The 16,424-nt window shown below is 48.2% G+C and carries 11 protein-coding genes; 8 read left to right on the top strand and 3 right to left on the bottom strand.

Annotated elements, in window-relative coordinates; genetic code table 11:
• Window position 1: 1 nt before the first annotated feature.
• The 3 genes from V8247_RS00730 to V8247_RS00720 form a co-directional block, all read right to left on the bottom strand.
• Window positions 2-1,116, bottom strand: a protein-coding gene (locus V8247_RS00730) for an IS3 family transposase (RefSeq protein WP_338737770.1) whose coding sequence is annotated in 2 segments (ribosomal slippage) — window positions 2-852 and window positions 852-1,116 — 1,116 coding nt in all. Because the reading frame shifts where the segments join, the coding sequence is not laid out codon by codon here.
• Between the two features lie 21 nt (window positions 1,117-1,137).
• A complete protein-coding gene (locus tag V8247_RS00725; protein ID WP_338737768.1) occupies window positions 1,138-1,590 on the bottom strand; it encodes a hypothetical protein in 453 nt (150 codons plus the stop codon).
• Window positions 1,591-1,680: 90 nt separating this feature from the next.
• Entirely contained in the window at window positions 1,681-2,256 is a 576-nt protein-coding gene (locus tag V8247_RS00720) for an archaellin/type IV pilin N-terminal domain-containing protein (RefSeq protein ID WP_338737765.1), read from the bottom strand.
• Window positions 2,257-2,755: 499 nt separating this feature from the next.
• Between V8247_RS00720 and V8247_RS00715 the strand changes: the two genes are divergently transcribed.
• The 8 genes from V8247_RS00715 to V8247_RS00680 all read left to right on the top strand — a co-directional run bounded on the left by V8247_RS00715 (window position 2,756) and on the right by V8247_RS00680 (window position 16,326).
• Window positions 2,756-3,436, top strand: a complete 681-nt coding sequence (locus V8247_RS00715) for a response regulator transcription factor (protein ID WP_338737763.1) — start codon at window positions 2,756-2,758, stop codon at window positions 3,434-3,436.
• A 12-nt stretch (window positions 3,437-3,448) separates the two neighbouring features.
• On the top strand, window positions 3,449-4,171 hold the full coding sequence (locus tag V8247_RS00710; RefSeq protein ID WP_338737761.1) for a hypothetical protein: 723 nt from the start codon (window positions 3,449-3,451) through the stop codon (window positions 4,169-4,171).
• Between the two features lie 107 nt (window positions 4,172-4,278).
• Window positions 4,279-6,150 carry a hypothetical protein gene (locus tag V8247_RS00705; RefSeq protein WP_338737759.1) on the top strand — a complete coding sequence of 624 codons (1,872 nt, stop codon included), beginning with the start codon at window positions 4,279-4,281 and terminating at the stop codon, window positions 6,148-6,150.
• Between the two features lie 1,044 nt (window positions 6,151-7,194).
• Window positions 7,195-7,404, top strand: coding sequence for a helix-turn-helix domain-containing protein (locus tag V8247_RS00700; RefSeq protein WP_338737757.1), 210 nt, complete (start codon window positions 7,195-7,197; stop codon window positions 7,402-7,404).
• Window positions 7,401-10,667, top strand: coding sequence for a helicase-related protein (locus V8247_RS00695; RefSeq protein WP_338737755.1), 3,267 nt, complete (start codon window positions 7,401-7,403; stop codon window positions 10,665-10,667). Before V8247_RS00700 ends, V8247_RS00695 begins: the two co-directional genes overlap by 4 nt.
• On the top strand, window positions 10,664-11,377 hold the full coding sequence (locus V8247_RS00690) for a DUF4391 domain-containing protein (protein WP_338737753.1): 714 nt from the start codon (window positions 10,664-10,666) through the stop codon (window positions 11,375-11,377). Before V8247_RS00695 ends, V8247_RS00690 begins: the two co-directional genes overlap by 4 nt.
• Window positions 11,377-13,233, top strand: coding sequence for a site-specific DNA-methyltransferase (locus tag V8247_RS00685; RefSeq protein WP_338737751.1), 1,857 nt, complete (start codon window positions 11,377-11,379; stop codon window positions 13,231-13,233). The genes V8247_RS00690 and V8247_RS00685 overlap by 1 nt, the downstream gene beginning before the upstream one ends.
• 12 nt (window positions 13,234-13,245) lie before the next feature.
• On the top strand, window positions 13,246-16,326 hold the full coding sequence (locus V8247_RS00680) for a DEAD/DEAH box helicase family protein (protein WP_338737749.1): 3,081 nt from the start codon (window positions 13,246-13,248) through the stop codon (window positions 16,324-16,326).
• Window positions 16,327-16,424: the final 98 nt, after the last annotated feature.

Genomic DNA, 16,424 nt, shown 5'->3' with positions numbered 1-16,424 from the left:
TTTAAGTTAGTGCAGCGCTCATCACGGCCTCTGGAGCCGGGGGTCTGTTACCCAGTGCGCTGTGCGGGCGTATTTGATTGTATTCCTTCCTCCACTGTTCAATCAATACCTTTGCCTCGGTCAGGGTAAAAAATATCTCCCGGTTGAGCAGCTCGTCTCTCATTTTCCCGTTGAAGGATTCAATGTAACCGTTCTCCCAGGGGCTCCCCGGCTCGATGAACAGGGTTTTGACGCCGATTCGGTTCAACCATTTCCTGATCTGCTTGGCCGTGAATTCCGGTCCGTTATCCGACCTGATGTATTCCGGGATGCCTCGTAAGATGAACAACTCGAACAACGCGTCGATGACCTCCTGGGAGGTGATGCGCCGGCCTACTTTGATTGCCAGACACTCGCGCGTGAATTCATCGATGATGTTCAGAGTTCGGAATGCCCGGCCGTTAGCGGTTCTTTCGGCAACGAAATCGTAGCTCCAGACATGGTCTCTATGCTCGGGACGCAGCCTGATGCAGGAACCGTCATTCAGCCATAGTCTACCGCGCTTTGGTTGCTTCTGGGGTACCTTCAGCCCTTCCTTTCTCCAGATCCGTTCCACCCTCTTGTGATTGACTCTCCAACCAGCCATTTGCAACATCGCCGTGATTCTCCGGTACCCGTATCGGCCGTATTGACTGGCCAATTCAGTTATTCGCGCCGTCACCTGTGCCTCATCGTCGGTGATCGACTCTTTATGGCGCTGGGTGGATCTGGCTTGACCCAGCACCTGGCAAGCCCGTCTCTCGGAGATTTTCAGGCTGATAAGCACTCTTGCTATCACCTGACGGCGCCGGGACGGGCTTAGGAGTTTCCCCGGGATGCTTCCTTCAATATGGCATTATCGAGGGAAAGATTGGCCACCAGGTGCTTCAGCTGGGCGTTTTCTTTTTCCAGGTCTTTGAGTCGCTTGGCCTGGTCGACGTTTAAGCCTCCATATTCCTTGCGCCATCGATAGTAAGTCTGGTCAGTAACCCCGATCTTACGGCAGACCTCGGGTACTTTCGCGCCCTGATTTAAGAGCAGCTCGGCTTCACGGAGCTTGTTGATGATCTGTTCCGCGGTAAAAGCTTTTCTAGGCATCTAGCCCCCTTTCTTTTTCGGTCACAGTCTAACATTAAGACTGGACTCGTTTAAGGGGGTCAGGTCAGTGTCTTCTGTGATAAATCCATTCGGCGAAGGGATGTCACCCGCAGGTTTGTCAGCACTGATTTTCCTGTTATTGACAGTCTCTGGCTCGGTTTCCATAACTGGGGGATTAACAGGAGCCGGCTGCTGCTCTTTCTCCGGGATTTCATTAGGTTTGTTATTGGAATACTCATGCCGGTTGTGCCCATTGCCATTGCCGTTGCTAATGTCTTGGTGTTGGGATAACGGAGGAGCCGACGGGATGGATTGGGTAATATTTACCGCAGGCATTTCAAAAGCTGACGGTCTGGAAAACGGATTTTCAGTTTCCAGCATGTTTTCCTTGATGTCCAGTAAAACCGCCAGTACCTCGTTCTTGAGTACTTTTATTTCGTCTTCCATCTGGGTGATTCGGTTGTTGACGTCCACAGTATTCTCCTTGATTTGTGACGAAGCCCTCGAGGATGACTCGAGGGCTTCGTCTGTCCTCTGGTTAACTGTTAAAAATCCGGTATCCGGTTAGTTCAGATTCATCACTGCAGTCAGGCCGCCGGGCAGGGTGCGCTGAATGGTCAGGCTTGCTCCGGTGGGCGGAATGATCTGAACAGTGAAGGTGTCGTAGGCTTGGGGTGGAGTAGTAGCAGCGATAGTAGCGATGTCTAAGACTATGACCATCTGTTCATCACCTTCAAGGATGTCTGCGGCGCCGCGTTCGGTGCTACCATCACTAAGGGCAAAAGTGAAATCGGTAGTACCCATAACAACTTCATCGACATCGAGGTAGTTGACGACCAGAGAGCCCATGTCCACCTTAGGCCCGGCAATAGCCAGCGCCAAAGTGAAAGTAACGGTATCAAGATCGGTGGTAGCGGCTTCGCCGATAACCGAGCCCTTAAGGGTCAGGGTGCTCTGGGCACTCTCTAAGCCACCATAGACGGCTTCCTTGCCGCGTTCTGAAGAAAACAAGCCGGCTGAGAGCACAGTGTAGGCCAGCACGGCAGCTACGGTGACGAAAGCGATCAGGATAATGGCCGTCTCAAGGCCGGTAATACCCTTTTTGCCTTTCATTATTCTATTGATAAGTTTTGAAAGCATGACAACTCCTTTTTTAATTTTCAATTATTGTTTTCTGGTTTAATGTCAGGGTCACCTCAGGGTCCATCATTACATACCATTCACCTCCTGCTGCGAATCTGCCGGGTGTCTCTGGCGTATTGGATCTGATCAAGCCAAGCGACCTGTCAAATAAGACGCCCAACATCTTTGGGCATGATTGTGACAGAAAAAACGAACCGGCTTAAGGTGCAAAAGATTAAACTTACATCAATAAGAGTATCGTTAATATGACACTAACGAACCAAAAATTCCGGCCTTTTTGTGTTTTCCAAAATGATTGATGACTCAGTCATAGTTAACACGATTAAAGAGTAAAAAATGCTGGTTAACTGGCTATTATCGCAAAATACTGAGGGCCTTAATTAAAAGGATTTTAATTTAGAAGGCTTAAAAAGATGACCCTTTTTGGTCTTCTCAGAAGCCAATATTTGGTTTATATTGACGCTATCTTTTGTATCAACCGAGCAAGAACTGAAACATGATCGTATATGACAAGCCGGTGCCTAGACACGAATTTCAACTGAAACAGGAGCGCGTCCGTGTTTTAATAGCCGATGACCATCAGATAGCGAGAGAAGGACTAAAGCGGATAATGGCTATGGATGGCGCCATCGAAATTGTAGGCGAAGCGATCAATGGGGTTCAGGCGGTGATGTTAACTAGGTCATTGTTACCTGACATAGTAATTATGGACGTGCGAATGCCAGAACTAGACGGCATAGGCGCGACCAAACAAATCAAGGAAAATCATTCGAACATAAAAATCATGATGTTCAGCCTGTTTATCAATGAGTTTCTCCATGACGCCTTGGAAGCAGGAGCCTCAGGATTTATATTGAAGGACAGCGATGCAGAGTCAATCATTGAAGCTGTGCATCAAACCAATAGCGGTGGTTTTCCAATATCCCCTACGATTATCCAACATATAATATCAGACTTTCCGGCGTTGCTTGTAAATCAGAATACCACGGCTCTAACAAACAGGCAGTTGGAAATATTGAAGCTCATGTCCGAGGGTTATTGCAGCAAAGATATTGCTACGCAGATTTTTACCAGTCAATCAACCACTAAACGTGAGATACGGCAGATTCTGCAGGTACTTGAGGCTCGCGATCGTGCTCAAGCCGTCTCCAAAGCGGTCCAGTGGGAGCTGATATGAGTGGGGGAATAAATGTTGAATTTCAATACTCTGGCTTGGGCAGCATTTTGTAACTACTACCGTACTTGCGGAGATCGGCCGTATATTAAACTCCTCGCTGATCGGCAGTTTATTAGCCGTCTCCGTTTTTTCCCCCAAGAAATCAGCCCTAAAGAATTTGAACACAAAGTACTATTCGGATATGTAAATGTGGTCAATTATGACTTATTGGTAGGTTGTAAACTGGCCGAGACAGTATTGGCGACGATTGATAGATTACAACCAGACATAACAGTCCTGCTGGCGTCTTCAATAACGGATATCGATATTGAAGATCGAGCGTTAATTGATAGTATCGGCCGTATATATGCTGAGCTGACAACAATCCAAGGACTTTGGATCACCGGCGCATCAAAGATAGCGCACTTATTAAACGACCGGCTTCTTCCGATCTGCGGATTGGACGTTATCGAGCACTTCCAGAAAATAAGCACAGGACAAACCTTCGATCATAGAATATGGCTCAAGCAAATTAAGCATGATGCGCATTTGGTAATCGATGATTTCCATCAATCTAATCATCCCAGCGACACCCTGGAAAAATACCTGTCGAATAAACTCGGCTACCAGGAAAAAGGGGTGACAAAATCGGTGGTCAAATATCTTGATGAGTACTACTGGCTGAAATATGTTGAAAAAATCACACTACCTCCGAATTGGGTGCCGGACCAATTGACTATACCCATCAAAGTCTGAAAATGGGCAGAAGTTTGACGTATAAATATCGCACCACGCGGCTTGTACATTTTGTTTTGAGGAGAGTGGTGGCGTTGATCAAGGGTACCCCCTGAAAATAAGCATTTATGAATCACAGAACTATACATAAACCAGCCAGCTTTTTGGGCGGTATTATAACAGGCTTATGCCTGATCTGCTGGCTGACGGTGTTTTCGGTCAGCGCAGCTGCGTTAACCGTTGCAATCCCGGCATCGGCTTATCCGGGAGATACCATTAATATTTCGGGGACAGCGGAATACAACTCCACCACCCCTAATCTTATTACAATTGAAATATCAAATATCGGCACCTATTCTTTAATTGTCCCAAGTAATGGCAAGTATACTGCAAGTGTTAGTATCGGACTTGAGGTCCCCGGAGGCGTATCCTCAGTTATTGTAAGCAGTAGTCTTACGGGGGAGGTGGCTTATGGGGCTTTAACGATCCTTCCCAAAATCTCCATTAATATATCCAGCGGGAGGGTGGGGGAGCAGTTCATCATCAGCGGCAGAGGATTTGCCCCAAGTAAGCCTGTTGACATATATTTCTTCAATTCAAGTTATGGCAGTTCTCCAAGCAGTATAAACCCGGAACCGATCCAATCACCGCCTACCAGTTCATCAGAGTCCGGGGCTATTTATGAGATAATCACCGTGCCTAAATACCCCCAGGGTAGTTATTCAATTGTTGCTGCAGATGATAGAATGGCAGCAACGGCGATTTCGTTCAGTATCATACCCAGTATCTCTTTACCGGATTCGGCTGGAGGAACGAAAACATTCACCGAAGGAAACCAATTAGCAATAGCAGGGACAGGTTTCGCTGCCGGGAGTACGGTGACATTTAAAATTGATAATCTTGTCCTGCAGGGATTCAATGCGGCAGTGTTAGCAGATGGCAGTTTTGCCAACACTATCACCTTGCCAGCTCTTTCACGAGGAAATCATAATGTTGTTGCAGTGGACAGTTCTAAAAATACTTCTCCAATCGCAACCTTTATGTTTGGAATCAGTCTTCAGTTAAACCCCGGTACAGGGTTCGCCGGCGAGACCGTTACAATCAAAGGTAGCGGTTTCAACGGCCTTCGTCCGATATCAATCACCTATGACGGTACGCTTGTCACCACAGTTGCTGTCACTTCAACCGCGACCGGGGCATTTAACTCAACTTTTAAAATCCCGGGTTCCTTTGCCGGAGACCATATAATAATGGCTTCAGACGGCATCAATACTTCTTCCGCGGTCTTCGTGTCTATGTTAACGGCTAATATGGTGCCGGTCACCAGCGCTACAGCACACGGTTATGTCGGGCAAGAAATTATCATTGAAGGAAAGGGATTCATCCCTAACTCCATAGTAACAGTCAAATATGGGACTGCCACGGTTTCCTCGGTTACTTCAAGTTCTAACGGTTCAGTTACAATTAAATTTAAGGCAAAGAGCTCAAGCGCCGGCGAACATGTGATTACCCTTAGCGATGGAATAAACACCAAGACTTTTTCGTATTTTATGGATTCTACTCCGCCACTTGCTCCTGCTCTGATGGCACCGCTGGATCAAGCTTTAGTCAAACAACCGCTTATATTTGAATGGAGTCCGGTTTCTGATCCTTCTGAAGTATATTATCTGTTACAAATTTCTCAAGACCAGGATTTTAATAGTATTCTTAATGAGAAAAGGCTGATGAATGATACGATATACATAATGGAGGAAGCCGAAAAGTTGCCTGGCAACACAAGTGCCAACCCATATTATTGGCGGGTGTTGGCGATCGATGGGGCTGGCAATACCAGTCAGGCAGCCGAACAGAGAACTTTCATTGTCGGGTCTGTTTTTGATATGATACCACCCGCTGCTATGTTCTTGGGAGGTGCGGTGGGGCCACTGGTTCTGGTTGGGCTATCCTTGATGATTATCCGCCGTTTTTCTGTCACGAAAAGCAATCCCAAAGCCGAATAACCATATACTGATTGTTTTATTCTTTCCGTCGGACAATAACATCCCATTCTTCTGATGACATCGGTTTATTGTGATATTTTAACCAGAATTCCCTGGTAGTATTTTTAACATAGGTCAATTCATATTTATTCCCATGGCGAGTAAAAAGAGCACGGCAATTATCACATCGCAGACCAGGTGTCAATTGAGGTGCCTCCCACAACACTTTGGTTACTGCAGACCTGAGTCGTGAAATGCCGCATACAGGACATACCCTAGCCCAAAGAGGTAAGATTTCCACGTACTAAGCCCCTTCACTCATACAATTGCCTTAGTAATTGTTCAGTGCAGGTTTGATTTTTTGGGACAAGGTCGATCGTGGGTCTTTTTCTATTATCTCAGCCGCCTCCTTTGTATACACTTCTTGATTATAACTACCTTTCCAACGACTTTGTCAATGGAGCTCGTGAGTTGGTGAGGAACAGCACGCTACGCTTCAAGGGTGTCGTAGATCTAGAAAAAAGGTCCGCCCAGTTCTAAAGCTATCCAGCCAAAGCTGAGTGGTAAGATCGAAAAAGGAACCTTTTTAACTTCGCTCATTATTGGTCTTGTGGTTATACTCCGCCGCAAAGGCATTGACGATTCTGCAATCGCCCACTTATACCAGAACGAGGTTATCAGTGAACGGCCAGATTCACAGAGAATTGGGCGGCTTCATCTGGAGCATCTGCAACCTTCCTCGCGGTCATTATAAGAGCAACGAATATCGCAAGTGCTTCTCCCCCTTACAGTCCTTCGTCGTTTCGATGCCTGTTGGCCGTTCGGGAGCAGAAGTACCCGGGTTATCACCACTATCTTTTGGCTGATTTTGTTAGGTTAGAATTTGTTTCGGGGTTCAAGAGAGAAAGCGGGCAAGTGTATGCGTCCTTTTGCGGGTAAAAACGGTTGACAACCGGTTACGACGAATGTATCTTAAGCTATCAAACTAGATTGTAGTTTCTGAAAAACCTAACTTCAAATAGGAGGCGGAAAGCCCCGACGACACTTGAGGGTAATGGGAAGGAAATGACCGATATACGAGACCGATGGTTATCAGTAGATGAGATATGCAAATATCTCGGGGTTAGCAGTGATACTGTGTACCGCTGGATTGACCGATTCAGTATGCCGGCCCATCGAATGGGCCGGCTTTGGAAATTTAAGAAGGACCAGGTCGACAATTGGGTGCAGGCTGGCGGTGCGGCGGAAAACAACAAAAAGGACTCTGGCCGATGAAAATCATCGACAACATTAACTCTTTGCTTGGCGATGATCTGAAAGTATCTCTGCATTCGAAAAGTAAACTGAAAATAGCGGCATCCTGCTTCTCGATTTATGCCTATCAAGCCCTCAAATCGGAGCTTTCTAAAGTTGAGTCGCTGGAGTTTATCTTCACAGTACCCACTTTCATCCCCAACGAAGTGACGGACAAAATCAGAAAAGAACACAGGGAATTTTTTATTCCAAAAGTGGATCGAGAGCGAAGCCTTTACGGTTCCGAATTTGAGATACAACTTAGAAACAAACTCACTCAACGAGCGATTGCGCGTGAGTGCGCCGAATGGATGCAGCATAAAGCAACGTTTCGCTCCAATAAGACCAAGGCGCCGATGCAGCAGTTTGCCTGTGTCAAGCAGGGGCAACAGGATATTGCCTATATGCCATTGCACGGCTTCACGGCAGTGGATCTTGGATATCAGCGCGGTGATGCCATTTCCAATATCGTCAACAGGTTTGACGAGTCTATCTTCACGGCCACCTATCTCCAACTCTTCGAGCAGATCTGGAACGACTCCGAGAAGCTAGAGGATGTCACGGCGGTCATTTGCGACCACATAGCATCAGTGTATCAGGAGAACTCACCCGAACGCATCTATTTTCTGATGCTCTACAACATCTTTAGCGAGTTCCTCAGTGATATTGACGAAGATGTATTACCCAATGACAGAACCGGTTATCAGGACACCCAGGTCTGGAAAAAGCTCTTCAACTTTCAAAAAGATGCTGCCGTTGGCATAATCAACAAGCTTGAAACCTATAATGGTTGCATTCTCGCAGACAGTGTAGGCCTGGGAAAAACGTTCACTGCCTTGGCTGTCATCAAATATTACGAACTGAGAAACCGTGCAGTTTTGGTCTTATGTCCGAAGAAGCTTGCGGATAACTGGCTGAACTACAATACCAACCTCAAAACCAATATCTTTGCGAAAGATCGTTTAAATTACGATGTCCTTTGCCACACGGATCTTTCCCGAACATCGGGCGAATCTCTTGGCATCCCGCTTAACCGGATCAATTGGGGCAACTACGACCTGGTCGTCATCGACGAATCCCATAATTTTCGGAACAACGATGCCTTCAAGGACCGGGAAACGCGATACCAGAAATTGATGAACAAAGTTATCCGAGACGGCGTAAAAACCAAAGTCCTGATGCTTTCCGCAACCCCAGTCAACAACCGGTTCAGCGATTTACGCAACCAGCTTGCCCTGGCTTATGAAGGGGATTCAGAGAGTCTCAGTAAAAAACTGAACGGAAAACGCAGTGTGGAAGAGGTCTTTCGGCAGGCTCAGATCGCCTTCAACCAGTGGGCCAGACTCCCGGTGGAGAAGCGCACCGCGAAAGCCATCCTTGACTCATTGGATTTCGACTTTTACGAGTTATTGGACAGCGTGACAATCGCCAGATCCAGAAAACATATCCAGACATTTTACGACACGCGGGACATAGGGCAATTTCCGGAACGCCTCAAACCTCTGTCGTTCCGTTGTCCTCTGACCAAACGGGATGATGTACCTGGCTTCAATATCATCTTCACCGAACTGTCTTTGCTCAAACTGCCTGTTTACGCCCCTATCAGCTACATCCTTCCCAGCCGCCTCCGTAAATATGAGGAGCTTTACGATACTCAGGTGGAGGGTGGGAAAGGAAAACTGAAACAGGCCGACCGCGAACGCAGCCTGCAGGCCTTGATGATCACGAATCTTCTCAAGCGTCTCGAAAGCTCTGTGGAGGCATTCCGACTTACTCTGAGAAGTTTACATGAAAAGCATGTCCAGATGCTGTCTCGAATCCAGACATTCAAGCAGTCGGGTTGCGGTATTGTCACGGACTGGACCGAACGGCTGGAAACTATGGAAGCCGAGGATGACGAACTTCCGATTCTTGGCGGAGATGAGATTGGAGGCAAGGTGAAGATCAGCCTTGCCGATATGGATCTTCCGTCGTGGGAGAACGACCTCTATGCGGATCTTGCAATTATTGACGGCTTGCTGTCCTCGATGGACAAAATCAAACCCGAGCACGACGCCAAGCTGCAACACCTCCAGAAGCTGATTCTGGAGAAGATCGAGAATCCCATCAACGGCAACAATAAAAAAACCCTTTTATTCACTGCATTCGCAGACACGGCCAACTACCTCTATGACAACCTGGCGGAGCTTTTAAAGTCCAAGGGGCTGCACGTCGGAAAAGTAACCGGCCGGGACGCGCCCAAGTCCACGTTGAAAAAGCCATATGATTTCCAGTCGCTGTTGACGTTGTTCTCACCAATCGCCAAGGAAAAAGCACTGGTGATGCCGAACGAGCCAGATGATATTGATCTGCTCATTGGTACTGACTGTATTTCCGAAGGTCAGAACCTTCAAGATTGCGACTATTTGATTAACTATGACATTCATTGGAACCCGGTTCGAATCATTCAGCGATTTGGGCGAATCGACCGTATAGGATCCCGGAACAAAGTTATTCAACTGGTCAATTATTGGCCTGATATAAGCCTTGATGAGTATATCAACCTCAAGGAACGTGTCGAAAACCGGATGATGATTGCCGACGTCACAGCAACTGGCGACGATAATGTGCTCACCGCCCAGAGTAGCGAAGTAAGCTACCGTAAGGAGCAGCTCCGCCGTCTTCAGGATGAGGTTATTGAACTCGAGGACCTGAAAACCGGTGTTTCGATCACGGATCTGGGATTGAATGACTTCCGAATGGACCTGCTCAACTACGTTAAAGCACACGGTGACCTTGAGCTTGCCCCCAAGGGGATGCACGCCGTGGTCCCAGCTCAGCTGGAACTAGGCCTCAAACCCGGGCTCATCTTTGCATTGCGCAACCGCAATGACAGCGTGAATATCAACCAACACAATCGACTGCATCCATACTATCTGGTCTATATCGGGAGGGATGGCGAGATCATCGCCAACCACACCGAAGTGAAAAAACTGCTCGACTTAGTACGTACCAGTTGCAAGGAACAAAGCGCACCCATCGCCAATGTCTGTCGTTTTTTCAATCAGCAGACAGACGACGGTCGTAACATGAAGGTCTATTCCGACCTGCTGGGCTCCTCTATCCGCTCCATGATTGAAGTGAAAGAGGAGAAGGATCTGGACAGCCTCTTTACCGATGGCCAAACAACAGCGCTGCTCAACACAATTTCAGGTCTTGACGACTTCGAACTCATCGCCTTCCTAGTGGTACAGGGGGAAGGATGACGACGACAACGCTTTTCGAATACCCGAGGAATGCCGCCTTTGGTCGTGTGCTGCCCAAGAACAAGATCTATGAGCATGCCCACCCAAGCTCGGCGATAAAGGAGCTTTTTGTCCGGCAGGTGGAGCAGATCGCCTGGCAATATAAGCTCGCCCCGGAAACCATCAATATCAAAGGCACTCTGTCTGTTCCAGAGATTCAGGTTTTCAGCATTGCCCTTAAAGATGGCGAACTCAAACCCGAAGTGTTGCGCTGCATTGACTATGCCATTCCCTTTCCGATCCTCTTTGAGCTTCGGTTCGACGGCAAAGTAAAAGCTGTTGCTGCCTTTAAGCGGCCGAGTGAAGCGAATTCTGCGGGGTGGGTCATCAGCGAATATTTCGATGGTGACTGGGCACCCAGCGATACGCCACGCAAGTCCCTGCCGTTGGTTTTCGACCTCGAGGCCCTTTACGGCCATTTGCTAACACCCCTGATGCCATTTCCGCAACGGCCGGCTGAAGGTTTTCCGGCGTGGGTGGAAAGAATAGAACTTATTCGACTCAAACAACGAGAGCTGGAACGATGCAAGATAAGGCTACGTAAAGAAAAACAATTCAACCGCAAAGTCGCGATCAACGCAGAACTGCGTGACCTGAAACAAGAACTTAAAAAGCTAACCCATCCGCTTAGTTTACACGGAGCGCTAGTCACGCTTAAAGGACGGACATGATGGATAAGATGAAAATGCACTCCCCGAACCTGACCCAGGAGAACATCGCTCGTATTCGCGAATTGTTCCCCGGCTGTGTGACCGAGGCCAAAGATGAAGCCGGCCGGTTGAAGCTGGGTGTGGATTTTGATTTGTTACGGCAGGAGCTTTCCGAATCCATCGTAGAAGGTCCGCAGGAGCGCTACCACCTCAACTGGCCTGGCAAACGCGAGGCACTAATTACCGCCAACGCGCCAATTGCCAAGACCCTGCGCCCCTGTCGGGAAGAGAGCGTGGGATTTGACACCACGAAGAACCTGTTTATCGAGGGTGACAACCTCGATGCGCTCAAACTTATCCAAGAGACCTACCTCGGCAAGGTCAAAATGATCTACATTGACCCTCCCTATAACACGGGGAATGACTTCATATACGAAGACGACTTTGCCGAAACTTCAGGTGAATTCCTGAAGCGGTCGAATCAGAAGGATGAGGAAGGCAATCGGCTGGTGGCAAACACCGAAGCCAATGGGCGGTTCCATTCTGATTGGCTTTCCATGATATATCCGCGTTTGAAACTGGCTAGAAATCTACTGCGGGATGATGGAGTTATTTTTATAAGCATTGATGAGAATGAGGTTCACAATGTTCGTAAAGTTGGTGATGAAATATTTGGGTCTGATAACTTCATTAGCGATTTGATCTGGCAAAAAAGGAAGGGGGGAGGAAACGACTCTAAATTTATCGCCGTCGACCATGAATTTATTATGATTTATGGAAAATCGGTTGTTCACCAAGATAAAAAATGGCGAGTCCCATATGATGAAGATTATTTGAAAAGATACAAGGAGGAGGATTATCAAGGAATATTCTACTGGGACACTTTGCATAGAGGTGGTTTACAAAGTCCAATTATCTATGATGTTGAGTGCCCTGACGGTAGTATAATAAAAAATGGCACATGGCAAGTTTCAGAAAGATCTTTTCGAGAAAAAAAGGATTCAGGGCAGATTAGAATTATACACGGAAAAGATGACCAATGGACAGTTCAACATAAGGTGTATCAACCAGAAGGAAGAGTTTTTAGATCAATTTATTCTGAAGTAACGAATAGCGATTCGGCAAAAGAAATTAAATCATATTTCGGATTCGATAAATTTTTCGAAAATCCTAAGCCAACCTTGTTAATAAGGGCTCTTTGTTATTTATGTGGTTGCACGACAGACGACATCGTTCTCGACTTTTTCGCAGGTTCTGCAACCACTGCCGATGCTGTAATGCAACTCAATGCGATAGACGGAGCCAAACGCAAATTCATCTTGGTACAGATCCCTGAACCTTGCGATGAAAAGTCTGAGTCCTTCAAGGCTGGATACAACACCATTACCGAGATAAGTAAGGATCGTATCCGCCGGGCTGGCGAGAAGATTCTAGAAGGCGAATGCCATGAAGCGTGGAACAAGGATATCGGCTTCCGCGTACTCAAGGTGGATTCATCTAACATGGCCGACGTCTACTACACTCCAGACTCAATAGAGCAAGCTCAGCTGAAAATCTTTACCGGTAATATCAAGCCTGATCGCAATCCTGAAGACCTGCTCTTCCAGGTGTTATTGGACTGGGGCGTGGATCTTTCTTTACCTATCCGAAGAGAGACCATCCAGGACAAAACCGTCCTCTTCGTAAACCAACCGCCATACGACCTCATCGCCTGCTTTGATACCGGCGTGAACGAGGACTTGGTCAAGGAACTGGCTAAGTTTGAGCCGTTGCGGGTTGTGTTCCGTGATAGCGGCTTTGTTTCCGACGCTGTAAAGATCAACGTGGAGCAGATCTTCAAGCAGATGTCTCCGAGCACCGAAGTGAAATCGATATAAGGAGGGCTTGGCATGAAACTTAAGTTCAAAGTCCAGCCCTACCAGACCAGCGCGGTTGAATCTGTAGTTGACTGTTTTGCGGGACAGGTGAATACCTCGGGTATCGCGTACCGAATTGATCCCGGCATGAACAACAAGCTACTGGCACACAGGCCAGTATTGCCGGGCATGGATGTTGAACAGACCGGCTTTAAGAACTCCGATCTTCAGCTGACCGATGCTCGGTTGCTTACCAATATCCGGGCCGTACAGCGGCGGCAGAACCTGACTCTGTCCGACAAGCTTACATCCAGCGCCGGATGCAAGGTCAATCTTGATGTGGAAATGGAAACCGGTACCGGCAAGACTTACTGCTACATCAAGACCGTTTTTGAGATGAACAAGCGGTACGGCTGGACCAAGTTCATTGTGGTGGTGCCCAGTATCGCCATCCGCGAAGGGGTGCTCAAGTCACTGGAAATCACCGCCGAGCATTTTACCGAGAGCTACGGCAAGAAGGTCCGTTTTTTCGCTTACAACTCCAAGCAGCTGCACCACCTGGAAGGCTTCTCCTCCGATGCAGGCATCAACGTCATGGTCATCAATATCCAGGCGTTCAATGCCACGGGAGCGGATAACCGCCGCATCTACGACGAGTTGGACGATTTCCAGTCGCGTAAGCCTATTGATGTGATCAGTAGCAACCGACCCATCCTGATCCTGGATGAACCTCAGAAGATGGAAGGCCAAAAGACGCTGGAGGCACTGGCCAAGTTTAAACCTCTAGTGATCCTGCGTTACTCGGCCACCCACCGGACTACGTACAACAAAATTCATCGCCTTGACGCCCTAGACGCCTTTAACCAGAAGCTGGTGAAGAAGATCGCGGTACGCGGCATCGCCGTAAAAGGTCTGGCGGGCACTAACGCCTATCTTTATCTGGAGTCCATCGAAATCTCCAAGAAAGCACCGGTTGCGCGGATTGAGATGGAAATGCGCCAGGGAGATGGAATCAAACGAGTCATCAAGCGGCTGGAGCGAGGCAAGGATCTATTCGTTGAATCAAACGAGCTGGATCAATATCGCGGCTTTGTCATCGCCCAGATCGACGCCAGCAGGGACATGGTCGAGTTCACCAATGGCCAGGTTCTGAATGCGGGCGATGCGGCCGGCGACATTACGGAGAAAACCATCCGTCGGATTCAGATCAGGGAAGCGATTAAGGCACATCTTGAGAAAGAGCGGGGTCTCTTTGCTCAGGAGATCAAGGTGCTGTCCCTTTTCTTCATCGATGAGGTCGCTAAATACCGAGACTACGACCAAGCCGATGAAAAAGGAGAGTATGCGCGGATATTTGAAGAAGAGTACGAACAACTCAAATCTGAATTCTTGAGTCAACTCCCTTTGGACGGTGGCAGATACCAGAAATATCTTGACGGTATTCAGGTTAGCCGCACCCATGATGGGTATTTTTCCATCGACAAGAAAACGAAGAAGCTCGCCGACCCGACCTTTAAAACGCGCGGAGAGGATGCCGGGCTTTCCGATGACGTCGATGCCTATGATTTGATCTTGAAAAATAAAGAACGGCTGCTTTCTTTCGCGGAACCGGTCCGGTTCATCTTCTCGCATTCAGCCTTGCGTGAAGGCTGGGACAATCCCAATGTCTTCGTTATGTGCATGCTGAAACATAGCGACAACACGATCTCGCGCCGCCAGGAAGTTGGCCGGGGATTGCGGATTAGCGTCAACCAGCTTGGAGACCGCATGGACAACCCGGCGACGGTTCATGATGTGAATATCCTGACCGTTGTTGCCAGCGAGAGCTATAAGGACTTTGTCGGAAACCTTCAGCGCGAGATCGCCGACTCACTCTCTGCGCGCCCCCGCAAGGCGGATGAGGCCTACTTCACTTCGAAAGTCATCACTACGGAAACTGGGACAGTGGAAATTACTCCGGTCATGGCCAAGCAAATTTACAAGTACTTGCTCAAGAACGACTATACCGATGACGTGGACCAAGTTGCCGAGGCTTACCACGAGGCAAAAGCCAACGGTACCCTGGCAACCCTTCCTCCTGATCTGGCCCCTCATACAAAGCAGATATACGCCCTTATTGATAGCGTCTTCAGCGAATCCCAGCTACCTGACTTGGGCGATGACCGCAAGCCGAAAACCAATCCACTGAATGCCAACTTTGAGAAGAAAGAGTTCAAGGCGCTCTGGAGCCGCATCAATCAGAAGGCGGTCTACCGTGTGGAATTCGATTCCAGTGAACTCATCCGAAACAGCATCTGGGCTCTGGACAAAGAACTGAGGGTAACTCCACTGCAGTACACCATCCAAAGTGGCGTTCAGGGTGAGCAGATTACTGATGCCCAACTCAGAAACGGCGATGGATTTGCTCTGACCAATACTTCGGTCGAAACCCATAAAGCGTCAATCCATTCCATGGTTACCTATGACCTACTCGGCAAAATTGCCGAAAACACCCAACTGACAAGAAAGACTATCGCAGAGGTATTGAGCGGCGTTCAGGCGGTGGTGTTCAAGCAATTCAAACAGAACCCGGAGCATTTCATTGCTGAAAGCTCACGGCTTATCAACGAGCAGAAGGCCACAATCATTATTGAAAAGCTGAGCTACGACAGCATCGCCGAGACCCACGATACCGATATTTTCACTGCCGGTCAAAGCAAGCAAGACTTCACCAAAGCCAGCGAGAAGCTGAAGCATCACATTTACGACTACGTGATTACCGACTCCAAGGTTGAACGAGAGTTTGTGAAAGAGCTAGATTCCAGCGCCGAGGTGGTTGTCTACGCAAAGCTTCCAAGGGGGTTCCTGATTCCTACCCCAGTTGGCGACTATAACCCGGACTGGGCCATTTCCTTTAAGGAAGGCTCGGTTAAACACATCTATTTCGTCGCCGAGACCAAAGGCTCCATGTCCAGCATGCAGCTGCGTGCAATTGAGGATACGAAAATCGAATGCGCCCGCAAGTTTTTCGCAGAGGTCAACCGCAAGGTTGATCCGGAGCACGTGAAATACGACGTGGTAACCAGCTACGGGAAGCTGATGGAGATTGTCGGCATGGGAGGGGCAAACAATTGAAGGCCCAAGCTGCCACATTGGATCTATTGTTTGGAAAGCACCGACTGGGTCGCAAGCCTGTTATAAATGAATCGGAACCGAGCACGGTTGGTTAGTAT

The sequence above is a fragment of the Dehalogenimonas sp. W genome, assembly GCF_037094495.1.
Classification (GTDB): Bacteria; Chloroflexota; Dehalococcoidia; order Dehalococcoidales; family Dehalococcoidaceae; genus Dehalogenimonas; species Dehalogenimonas loeffleri.
Note: the sequence above shows the minus strand (reverse complement) of the source record. Positions and strands in the feature narration are given on the sequence as shown.